General features: G+C 72.2%; 9 protein-coding genes. 6 read left to right on the top strand and 3 right to left on the bottom strand.

Going from position 1 to position 9,561, the window contains the following annotated elements:
* Positions 1-674 precede the first annotated feature (674 nt).
* Positions 675-971, top strand: coding sequence for a DUF1540 domain-containing protein (locus AB0F68_RS34740; protein ID WP_357346057.1), 297 nt, complete (start codon positions 675-677; stop codon positions 969-971).
* A gap of 187 nt (positions 972-1,158) precedes the next feature.
* Here the strand turns inward: AB0F68_RS34740 and AB0F68_RS34745 are convergent, their stop codons facing one another.
* A complete protein-coding gene (locus tag AB0F68_RS34745; protein ID WP_357346059.1) occupies positions 1,159-3,165 on the bottom strand; it encodes a protein meaA in 2,007 nt (668 codons plus the stop codon).
* A gap of 151 nt (positions 3,166-3,316) precedes the next feature.
* On the opposite strand from AB0F68_RS34745, the gene AB0F68_RS34750 reads away from it, so the two are divergent.
* The 3 genes from AB0F68_RS34750 to AB0F68_RS34760 are packed head-to-tail and all read left to right on the top strand — an operon-like array spanning position 3,317 to position 5,863.
* Positions 3,317-4,162 (top strand): ABC transporter ATP-binding protein, encoded by an 846-nt coding sequence (locus AB0F68_RS34750; RefSeq protein ID WP_357346061.1) that lies wholly within the window; start codon positions 3,317-3,319, stop codon positions 4,160-4,162.
* On the top strand, positions 4,162-5,007 hold the full coding sequence (locus AB0F68_RS34755; RefSeq protein WP_357346063.1) for an ABC transporter permease: 846 nt from the start codon (positions 4,162-4,164) through the stop codon (positions 5,005-5,007). Before AB0F68_RS34750 ends, AB0F68_RS34755 begins: the two co-directional genes overlap by 1 nt.
* 43 nt (positions 5,008-5,050) lie before the next feature.
* On the top strand, positions 5,051-5,863 hold the full coding sequence (locus AB0F68_RS34760; RefSeq protein WP_357346065.1) for an alpha/beta hydrolase-fold protein: 813 nt from the start codon (positions 5,051-5,053) through the stop codon (positions 5,861-5,863).
* A gap of 40 nt (positions 5,864-5,903) precedes the next feature.
* On the opposite strand, the gene AB0F68_RS34765 is transcribed toward AB0F68_RS34760, so the two are convergent.
* Together AB0F68_RS34765 and murA are read right to left on the bottom strand one after the other, a co-directional pair.
* Complete coding sequence (locus AB0F68_RS34765) at positions 5,904-6,752, bottom strand: 3-hydroxyacyl-CoA dehydrogenase family protein (protein ID WP_357346067.1); 849 nt, start codon at positions 6,750-6,752, stop codon at positions 5,904-5,906.
* 133 nt (positions 6,753-6,885) lie between these two features.
* Positions 6,886-8,325: a UDP-N-acetylglucosamine 1-carboxyvinyltransferase gene (gene murA, locus AB0F68_RS34770; RefSeq protein ID WP_357346070.1), complete on the bottom strand. Its 1,440-nt coding sequence runs from the start codon at positions 8,323-8,325 to the stop codon at positions 6,886-6,888.
* Here murA and AB0F68_RS34775 point away from each other — a divergent pair.
* Positions 8,324-8,896: a cob(I)yrinic acid a,c-diamide adenosyltransferase gene (locus AB0F68_RS34775; RefSeq protein WP_091318767.1), complete on the top strand. Its 573-nt coding sequence runs from the start codon at positions 8,324-8,326 to the stop codon at positions 8,894-8,896. The two genes, murA and AB0F68_RS34775, sit on opposite strands and share 2 nt — an antisense overlap.
* Positions 8,872-9,291, top strand: a complete 420-nt coding sequence (locus AB0F68_RS34780) for a VOC family protein (RefSeq protein ID WP_357346072.1) — start codon at positions 8,872-8,874, stop codon at positions 9,289-9,291. The genes AB0F68_RS34775 and AB0F68_RS34780 overlap by 25 nt, the downstream gene beginning before the upstream one ends.
* The last annotated feature ends 270 nt before the right edge of the window (positions 9,292-9,561 follow it).

Raw genomic sequence — 9,561 nt, forward strand, 5'->3', positions numbered from 1 at the left:
CGGCAATCCGGTGTGCGCAAGCACCGTCAGGCGCTCAACAAAGTCTTTGAGGGGGTCGAGCAAAAGTCTTGGGGGATCATCCAGCGCGCGGGGCCGGGGGGCCTCTTCGTCGCGCCGGGACCATGTACAACGACCGCCGGCCCACCATCATTCCGGGCCTGGCACACCCACCTCGATCGGCGGCGGTCCCGGAGTGCGACTCGGTCACCTACGCCGGCGGCAGTTGCCTGGAGCCGCCCGACCCGCGCGGCCGGGGCGTCCTCCTCGGTCGTTCACCCGTATACAACGACCCGCACCCGCCCGCCATTCCGCCGCCAGAGTGCTGCCCGCCACCCCGCAACCGGACACCCACCCCCCAAGGCACCGGTGAGTGGAACGCCATGGAGGTATCCCGGCGCCGGAGACACATATGGCGTTCCACCCACGCCTGAGGGCGAGCCCGGAACCGGACATTCACCCCACACTTCTAGGTGGCCGGGCCGGTTGCGGGGGTGATCGACTCCAGATCGGCAAGGTGGCGGTGTCCGGCACTGGGGGATACCGCCACCTCGGCGAGCTGGAGTGGATCATGAGTGGACAGGGCACTCGACCGCGTGACCGGCGCACGATCGTCCATCGGGCGGGAGGGACGAAAGCCTACATTCGGGGCAGACGTCCAGAGGAGGGCCGGAGTGATGACCGCGTCATTGGAGATGCCCCGGGTCCAGGAGTGCGCAGTCAGATCCTGCGCCTACAACCACACCAACGACTGCCACGCCTTCGCCATCACGATCGGCAGCCCCGATCACGCGCACTGCCACACGTTCGTCGAGCTGCCGGTGCGCGGCGGCGTCGAGCAGATGATCGCCCAGGTCGGCGCCTGCCAGCGCGCGGACTGCCGGCACAACTCCGACCTGGAGTGTCACGCCCCGGCGATCACCGTCGGCCCCGACGCGGACCTGGCGGACTGCCAGACCTACGCGAGCCGCTGACCCGGCTGGGCCGTCGGAGGCAAGCAGCCGCGCCACCGGAGGTGCCCGGTGAAACCGTTCCGCGAACGCAACCCGGTGAGCCCACGGACCTCGACCGGCCCTGGACGCAGTGCCCGACCAGGCCTCGGACGAGGCCCGTACCGCGAACCACACCCGACCGCCCTCGGCAACGGCGGGCCGTCCGGTCTCAGGACAGGCCGTTGGTCTCGCGGATGACGGTGACCAGGTCGTCGATGATGCCGGTCAGCGCGAAGTCCTTCGGGGTGAAGACCCGGGCCACGCCGGCGGCGCGCAGCGCCTCGGCGTCGACCGCGGGAATGATGCCGCCGACCACCACCGGCAGGTCGGCGCGCCCGGCGGCGCGCAGCCCGTCCAGCACGGCCGGCACGGCGGCCAGGTGCGAGCCGGAGAGCACCGAGAGGCCGACCAGGTCGACGTCCTCCTCCACGGCGGCCGCCACGATCTCCCCGGCAGTCAGCCGGATGCCCTGGTAGACCACCTCGAAGCCGGCGTCGCGGGCGCGTACCGCGATCTGCTCGGCGCCGTTGGAGTGCCCGTCCAGGCCGGGCTTGCCGACGAGCAGCCGTAGCCGGCCGCTGCCCAGCTCGCGGGCGGTGGCGGCGACCCGCTCGCGGACCGCGGCCAGACCCGCGTCGCCGCCGACGCCGGCCGCGCCGGACAGGCCGGTGGGCGCCCGGTACTCGCCGAAGACCCGGCGCAGCGCGCCGGCCCACTCGCCGGTGGTCACCCCGGCCCGCACGCACTCCAGCGTCGCCGCCATCAGGTTCGTCGTGGTCGCGGCGTCCGCGCGCAGCCGGGCGAGGGCCGCGTCCACGGCCGCCGCGTCCCGGCCGGCCCGCCATTCGCGTACGGCGGTGGTGGCGGCCGCCTCGACGGCGGGGTCGACCTGCTCGATCGCCTCGGCGCCGGCCGCGGTCAGCGGCGACGGCTCGGTCTCGGTGAACCGGTTGACGCCGACCACCACGTCGGTGCCGGCCTCCATCCGCCGGCGCCGGTCGGCCAGCGAGGCGACCAGAGCGCTCTTCAGGTAGCCGGTCTCCACGGCGGCCACCACGCCGCCCATCTCCAGCACCTTCTCCAGCTCGACCCGGGCCCCGGTGACGATGTCGTCGACCAGCGCGGTCATCACGTGCGAGCCGTCGAACAGGTCCGGGTATTCCAGCAGGTCCGACTCGTAGGCCAGCACCTGCTGCATGCGCAGCGACCACTGCTGGTCCCAGGGGCGGGGCAGCCCGAGCGCCTCGTTCCAGGCGGGCAGTTGCACGGCCCGGGCCCGGGCGTCCCGGGACAGGGTGACGCCGAGCATCTCTAGCACGATGCGCTGGATGTTGTTCTCCGGCTGCGCCTCGGTCAGGCCCAGCGAGTTGACCTGGACGCCGTACCGGAAGCGGCGCTGCTTGGGGTTCTCGACGCCGTACCGGTCGCGGGTGATCTCGTCCCAGAGCGCGCCGAACGCGCGCATCTTGGCGATCTCCTCGATGAAGCGCACCCCGGCGTTGACGAAGAACGAGATCCGCTGGACCACGTCGCCCATCCGCTCGGCGGGCACCTGGCCGGAGTCGCGTACCGCGTCGAGCACCGCGACCGCGGTCGCCAGGGCGAAGCCGACCTCCTGCACCGGCGTCGCGCCGGCCTCCTGGAGGTGGTACGAGCAGATGTTCACCGGGTTCCACTTCGGCATCTCGCGCAACGTGTACGCGATGACGTCGGCGGTCAGCCGCAGCGACGCGGCCGGCGGGAAGATGTGGGTTCCCCGGGACAGGTACTCCTTGATGATGTCGTTCTGGGTGGTGCCGGCGCAGCGGGCCAGCTCGGCGCCCTGCTCGGCGGCGACCGTGCCGTAGAGGCCGAGCAGCCACATGGCCGGGGCGTTGATGGTCATCGAGGTGTTCATCTCGGCGAGCGGGATGCCGTCGAAGAGGGCCCGCATGTCGCCGAGGTGGGCCACCGGCACGCCCACCCGGCCCACCTCGCCGGCGGCCAGCTCGTGGTCCGGGTCGTAGCCGGTCTGAGTGGGCAGGTCGAAGGCGACCGAGAGCCCGGTCTGCCCCTTCGCCAGGTTGCGGCGGAAGAGCGCGTTGGTGGCCGCGGCGGAGGAGTGCCCGGCGTAGGTGCGCATCACCCAGGGCCGGTCGCGCTCCGGCAGCCGCCCCGAAGGAGCCTTCTCGTCCATGGCGGGAGTCTAAGTTACCGTTCAGTAAAACGGGTTGTGGAAAACCACACAGGTCCATGGAGCGGACCGACGGGCACGAGCGGCGCGACATGTCCGACACCACCACACCCCGGGCCACCGGCCGGCCCGCCGGAGTCGCACACTGGACGTCATGGATGACGAGCTCGCGATCTCCGTACGGGGGCTGCGCAAGGCGTACGGCGACAACCTCGCGGTGGCGGGGGTGGACCTCGACGTCCACCGCGGTGAGGTGTTCGCCCTGCTCGGCCCGAACGGCGCGGGCAAAACCACCACGGTGGAGATCCTGGAGGGCTACCGGCGGCGCGACGCGGGCGAGGTACGCGTGCTCGGCGCCGACCCGGCCCACCCGGACCCGACCTGGCGCTCCCGGGTGGGCATCGTGCTCCAGGGCACCGGCGAGTTCGACGAGCTGACCGTCGCCGAGGTGGTCCGGCACTTCGCCGGCTTCTATCCCGACGCCGACGACCCGGACAAGGTGGTCGAGCGGGTCGGGCTGGGGGCCAAGGCCCGGGCCCGCACGCACACCCTCTCCGGCGGGCAGAAGCGCCGGCTCGACGTGGCGCTCGGCATCGTCGGCCGCCCCGAGCTGCTCTTCCTCGACGAGCCCACCACCGGCTTCGACCCGGAGGCCCGGCGCGAGTTCTGGGAGCTGATCCGGGACCTCTCCGCCGCCGGCACCACCATCGTGCTCACCACGCACTACCTGGACGAGGCCGAGGCGCTGGCGGACCGGGTCGGCGTGATCGCCGCCGGCCGGGTGGTCGAGGTGGCCCCGCCGAACCGGCTGGGCAATCGGCAGGAGGCGCTGGCGAGGGTCTCCTGGCGTACCCCGGACGGGACGCCCGAGACGGCGGAGACCGCGACGCCGACGGCGCTGGTGGCGGAGCTGGCCGCGCGCTTCGGCGGCGAGGTCCCGGGCCTCACCGTGACCCGGCCGACCCTGGAAGACGTCTACCTGCGGATGATCGGACACTGATGACGACCACGACGAAGCCGGCCGCCCCGGTCGCCGCCGCCGGAGGCCGCCGGCCGGGCGGGGCCGCGCTCGCCCTGCGGCAGGGGCGGCTGGAGATCACCCAGTTCCTGCGCTCCCGGGAGTCCGTCGTCTTCACGATGGGCTTCCCGATCATCATGATCCTGATCTTCGCGGCGATCTTCAAGGACGAGATCGCGCCGGGCGTCAGCTACACGCAGTACTTCATCACCGGCATGATCGCGACCGGCCTGATGACGGTGAGCTTTCAGAACCTCGGCATCTGGATCCCCATCGAGCGGGACCGGGGCGTGCTGAAGCGCTACCGGGGCACGCCGATGCCGAAGTGGGTCTGGTTCGCCGGCAAGGTGCTCATGGTGGTGGCCATCGGCGTCGCGGAGACCGCGCTGCTGCTCGCCGTGTCGGTGGCGCTGTTCGACCTGAAGCTGCCGGGGACCGCCGCCAAGTGGGCCACCTTCGGCTGGGTCGCCGTCCTCGGCGTCACCGCCTGCACCCTGTGCGGCATCGCCATCTCCTCGTTGGCGCGCACCGCCCGCAGCGGCTCGGCCGTGGTCACCCCGGTCGCCCTGGTCCTTCAGTTCATCTCCGGGGTGTTCTTCGTCTTCACCAGCCTGCCGAGCTGGATGCAACAGGTCGCCGCGCTGTTCCCGCTCAAGTGGATGTGCCAGGGGCTGCGCTCGGTCTTCCTGCCGGACAGCTTCGGGGCGCAGGAACCGGGCGGCTCGTTCGAGCTGGGCCGGGTCGCCCTGGTCCTCGGGCTCTGGTGCGTGATCGGCCTGGTGCTCTGCCTGACCACGTTCCGCTGGACCACCAAGCGCGACGGCTGACGCGCGGGGTCGAGCGGCCGCCGCAGGTGGAACACTGTGCGGCATGGCTCGCACCCTCACCCGGCGCCGGCTCCTGACGGCGGGTGCCGGCGTGGCCGGCGCCGCGGTGGTCGGCGGGCTCGCCGCCCGGCAACTCGCCGAGCCCGGGCCCGGGCCCGGGCCCGCCGTGCCCGACGTGCCGGCCGGCGACGAGCGGCTGATCCGGATCGCCTCCGAGGCCCGCGGTCGCGAGGTGGACTTCTGGACGGCCGTGCCCGAGGGGTACGGCGACGGCCGCGGCCTCCCCGTCTGCCTGGTGCTGCACGGCGCCTCGGCCACGCCCCGGGACTACGGCCGGCTCGGGCTGGCCCGCTTCCTCACCGACGCGGTACGCCGCGGCGCTCCGCCCTTCGCGCTGGCCGGGGCCACCGGCGGCCGGCTCTCCTGGCGCCGCTCCGGCGACGACGACCCGCAGCGGATGGTCCGCGAGGAACTGCCCACCTGGTGCGCCCGGCGCGGCTTCGACAGCAGCCGGCTCGCCGTCTGGGGCTGGTCGATGGGCGGTTTCGGGGCGCTGCTGCTCGCCGAGGCGTACCCGGACTGGCTGCGCGCGGTGGCCGCCTTCTCCCCCGCGGTCCGCCCGGGCGACGCGGTCTTCACCGGCGTGGAGCGGCTACGCGGCACTCCGGTGGGCCTCTGGTGCGGCCGGCAGGACAACTTCCTCAAGGACGTCCGCGCGCTGGCGCGGGCGCTGCCGGAGCCCCCGGTACGCGCCGCCTGGGCCGACGGCCGGCACAACTTCGCCTACTGGGGCACCGTCATCCCGGACGCGTTCGCCCTGCTCGGCACGGCCCTCACCCCGTCTCGGAAAGCGTGACGCCCCCAGCCACGAAGGCCGGGGGCGCGCAACGCACGACTCAGTACGCGTAGAAGCCCTGGCCGGTCTTGCGGCCCAGGTCGCCGGCCGTGGCCATGCGCTGGAGCAGCTCCGGCGGGAAGAACTTCTCGTCGGCGGTGTCGGTGTAGATGTTCTTCGCGGCGTTGAGCAGCACGTCCACGCCGGTCAGGTCGACCGTGGCCAGCGGGCCCATGGCGTGACCGAAGCCCAGCTTGCAGGCGGTGTCCAGGTCCTCGGCGGAGATCACGCCGGACTCGACCAGCTTGACCGCCTCCATGGCCAGGGCGCAGATCAGCCGGGTGGTGACGAAGCCGGCGATGTCCCGGTTGACCACCACGACGGTCTTGCCGATCTCTTCGGCGAACGCCTTGGCAGTGGCCAGGGCCGCGTCGCTGGTCTTGTAGCCGCGGACCAGCTCGCAGAGCTTCATCATGGGCACCGGCGAGAAGAAGTGGGTGCCCACGACCGACTCCGGGCGCTCGGTGGCGGTGGCGATCTGGGTGACGGGGATGGCCGAGGTGTTGGTGGCCAGCACCGCGTCGGACTTGCAGATCTTGTCCAGCGCGCGGAACACCTCGTGCTTGATCTCGATCTTCTCGAAGACCGCCTCGACCACGATGTCCGCGTCGGCCGCCGCCTCCAGCTCGGTGGTCGGGGTGATCCGGGCCAGGGTCGCGTCGACCTCGGACGCCTCGATCTTCCCCTTCTCGGCGAACTTCTCCAGCGACTTACGGATGCCGTCGACGCCCCGCTTGGTGGCCGCGTCGTCCAGGTCCCGCAGCGTCACCTGCCAGCCCGCCTGCGCCGCCACCTGGGCGATGCCCGAACCCATCAGCCCGGCACCGACGACCGCGAGTCGACCCGCCATCTGCTTCTCCCTCGCCTTATTGAGTGTCTGCCAGCACCCTAGTCATGACCGAACGCACCGAGCGCAGCGAGGGCCGTGAGGGCAGGACAAGACAGCACTGTCGGCGAGGCTGAACGATTGCTAAGGCTGTTCCTCAGATGGCGAGGTCCGGTTCCTCGGGGGCGGTGCCGCGTTCCACCTCGACGCCGAGCGCCCGCAGGTCGGCCACGAAGTCCGGGTAGCCGCGGTCGACGTGGTGCACGTGGGTAACCTCGGTGACGCCGTCGGCGCAGAGCCCGGCGATGATCAGGCCGGCGCCGGCCCGGATGTCGGTGGCGCGTACCGGGGCGCCGGAGAGGCGCTCGTGGCCGCAGACCAGGGCGTGGTGGCCGTCGGTCTTGATGTCCGCGCCGAGCCGCATCATCTCGTTGGCGAACATGAACCGGCCGTCGAAGATGTTCTCCGTGATCAGCGAGGCCCCGTCGCTGACCGCGGCCAGCCCGATCGCCATCGGCAGCAGGTCGGTGGCGAAGCCCGGAAAGGGCAGGGTGACCACGTCGACGGCCTTCGGCCGGTCGTCCATGCGTACCCGGAAGGCGCCGCCCCTGGTTTCCACCAGGCCGCCGGCCGAGACCAGCTTGTCCAGCGCGACCTCCAGGTAGGCCGGGTCGATGCCGGTCACGGTCACGTCGCCACGGGTCATCGCGGCGGCGAACGCCCAGGTGCCGGCGACGATCCGGTCCCCCACCGTGGCATGCCGGACTGGACGCAGCTCGGGCACCCCGACGACGTGCAGCGTCGACGTGCCGGCCCCCTCGATCCGGGCGCCCATCCGGTTCAGCATGGTGCAGATGTCGACGATCTCCGGCTCCCGGGCCGCGTTGTCGATCGTCGTGGTGCCCCGAGCCAGCACCGCCGCCATCACCAGGTTCTCGGTGGCGCCGACACTCGGGAAGTCCAGCGTGATGTCCGCGCCGTGCAGCCCGTCCGGTGCCTCGGCGATGACGAAACCGTGCTCCCCGGAGATCTCCGCGCCCATCCGGGCCAGCCCGGCGATGTGCATGTCCAGCCCGCGCGAGCCGATGGCGTCCCCGCCGGGGTGGGCCACCCGCACGTACCCCCGGCGCGCCAGCAGCGGGCCGAGCACGCAGATCGACGCCCGCAGCCGGCGGACCAGGTCGTAGTCAGCCTCCGCGCCCGGCTGTTCCGGCACGTCGATCACCACCGACCGGGATCGCTCCACCCCGCCGCGGGTCACCATCGGGTCGACCGGGTCGTCGGCGGCGAAGCGTACGACGCAGCCGAGCCGCCGCAGCACCTCCCCCATGATGGCGATGTCGGTGATCCGCGGAACGTTGGTGATCACGCTGCGCCCCGGGGCGAGCAGCGCCGCCGCCATCAGCTTCAACGCGGAGTTCTTCGCCCCGACCACGTGCACGGTGCCGGCCAGCCGGGACTCACCGAGCACCCGGATGACGTCGACGTCGTTGGCCCCCGGTCCGCCGGCATCACCCGGCCCCACCCCGGCCGGCCAGGCAGTGCGGGCCGGCCGCGCCGGGATGGTCAGGTCCGGTATCCGTAGGCTGTGCGTCATGGCCGTCCACCTCACGCGCATCTACACCAAGGCCGGCGACGCCGGCATGACCAGGCTGAGCAACAACGAGCAGGTGCCGAAGACCGATCCGCGGATCGCCGCGTACGCGGACGTGGACGAGTGCAACGCCGCGATCGGCGTCGCGCTCGCCCTGGGGCAGCTCCCGGACGAGCTGCGGGCGGTGCTGGGGTCGATCCAGAACGACATGTTCGACGTCGGCGCGGACCTGGCGACCCCGGTGGAGCCGGATCCGAAGTACCCGCCACTGCGGGTCACCGAGGAGTACGTGGAGCGCCTCGAGGGCTGGTGCGACGAGTACAACGCACGCCTGAGCAAGCTCGACTCCTTCATCCTCCCCGGCGGCACCGCTGGCGCGGCACTGCTGCACGTGGCGCGGACGACCGCCCGGCGCGCCGAGCGTGCGGCGTGGGCGCTGGTAGCGCACGACCCGGACCGAACCAGCACCCTCCCGGCAAAGTATCTCAACCGGCTCTCCGATCTGCTCTTTATCCTGTCAAGAACGGCAAACCCGGACGGGGATGTGCTATGGGTGCCGGGCGGCAAGCGCTGACCGTGGGCGCGCTGCACCACGTGGAGGTCTGGGTACCCGATCTGGCCGCTGCCAGGCGTAGCTGGGGCTGGCTCCTCGGCGAGCTGGGCTGGACGCCTTTCCAGGGCTGGCCCGCCGGCCGATCCTGGCGGCTCGGGTCGACGTACCTCGTCCTGGAGGAGTCCCCGGCGCTCACCGGCGGCACCCACGACCGGTGCGCGCCCGGCCTCAACCACCTGGCCTTCCACGCCGGCCCGCCGGCCGCCGTGGACCGGCTGGTCGCCGCCGCGCCCGGGCACGGCTGGGAACTGCTCTTCCCGGACCGCCACCCGCACGCCGGCGGCCCGCAGACCTACGCCGCCTACCTCTCCGACATGCAGGGGTACGAGGTCGAACTGGTCGCCGACCTCGATTGACCGGTCGTGGTGCGCTGGTGGCCCGCGGAGCTTCCGTTCGCTGCTGGCGCGACCTGGTCCTGAGACGCCGCTGGCCGGCACCCCGTGTCGGGGTGCCGGCCAGCGGTCCTTGTATCAGCTGTTCCAGTTGTGGGCGACGATGTCGGCGGCCTGCCGCTCCCACTGCGCGTAGGCATCCGGGTAGGCCGAGACCTGCACGGTCTGCGCGGCCTCGGTCAGCGGCATGTCCTGCCAGCCGTCGACCTGCTTCAAACCCTTCAGGAACGCAAG

This window comes from Micromonospora sp. NPDC023966 (assembly GCF_040639095.1).
Lineage (GTDB): Bacteria > Actinomycetota > Actinomycetes > Mycobacteriales > Micromonosporaceae > Micromonospora.

What these genes read in the sequence shown, in the direction of transcription:
- AB0F68_RS34740 (WP_357346057.1), top strand. Translation starts at nt 675, where the DNA reads ATGACCGCGTCATTGGAGATGCCCCGGGTCCAGGAGTGCGCAGTCAGA.
- AB0F68_RS34745 (WP_357346059.1), bottom strand. Translation starts at nt 3,165, where the DNA reads ATGGACGAGAAGGCTCCTTCGGGGCGGCTGCCGGAGCGCGACCGGCCC.
- AB0F68_RS34750 (WP_357346061.1), top strand. Translation starts at nt 3,317, where the DNA reads ATGGATGACGAGCTCGCGATCTCCGTACGGGGGCTGCGCAAGGCGTAC.
- AB0F68_RS34755 (WP_357346063.1), top strand. Translation starts at nt 4,162, where the DNA reads ATGACGACCACGACGAAGCCGGCCGCCCCGGTCGCCGCCGCCGGAGGC.
- AB0F68_RS34760 (WP_357346065.1), top strand. Translation starts at nt 5,051, where the DNA reads ATGGCTCGCACCCTCACCCGGCGCCGGCTCCTGACGGCGGGTGCCGGC.
- AB0F68_RS34765 (WP_357346067.1), bottom strand. Translation starts at nt 6,752, where the DNA reads ATGGCGGGTCGACTCGCGGTCGTCGGTGCCGGGCTGATGGGTTCGGGC.
- AB0F68_RS34775 (WP_091318767.1), top strand. Translation starts at nt 8,324, where the DNA reads ATGGCCGTCCACCTCACGCGCATCTACACCAAGGCCGGCGACGCCGGC.
- murA (WP_357346070.1), bottom strand. Translation starts at nt 8,325, where the DNA reads ATGACGCACAGCCTACGGATACCGGACCTGACCATCCCGGCGCGGCCG.
- AB0F68_RS34780 (WP_357346072.1), top strand. Translation starts at nt 8,872, where the DNA reads ATGGGTGCCGGGCGGCAAGCGCTGACCGTGGGCGCGCTGCACCACGTG.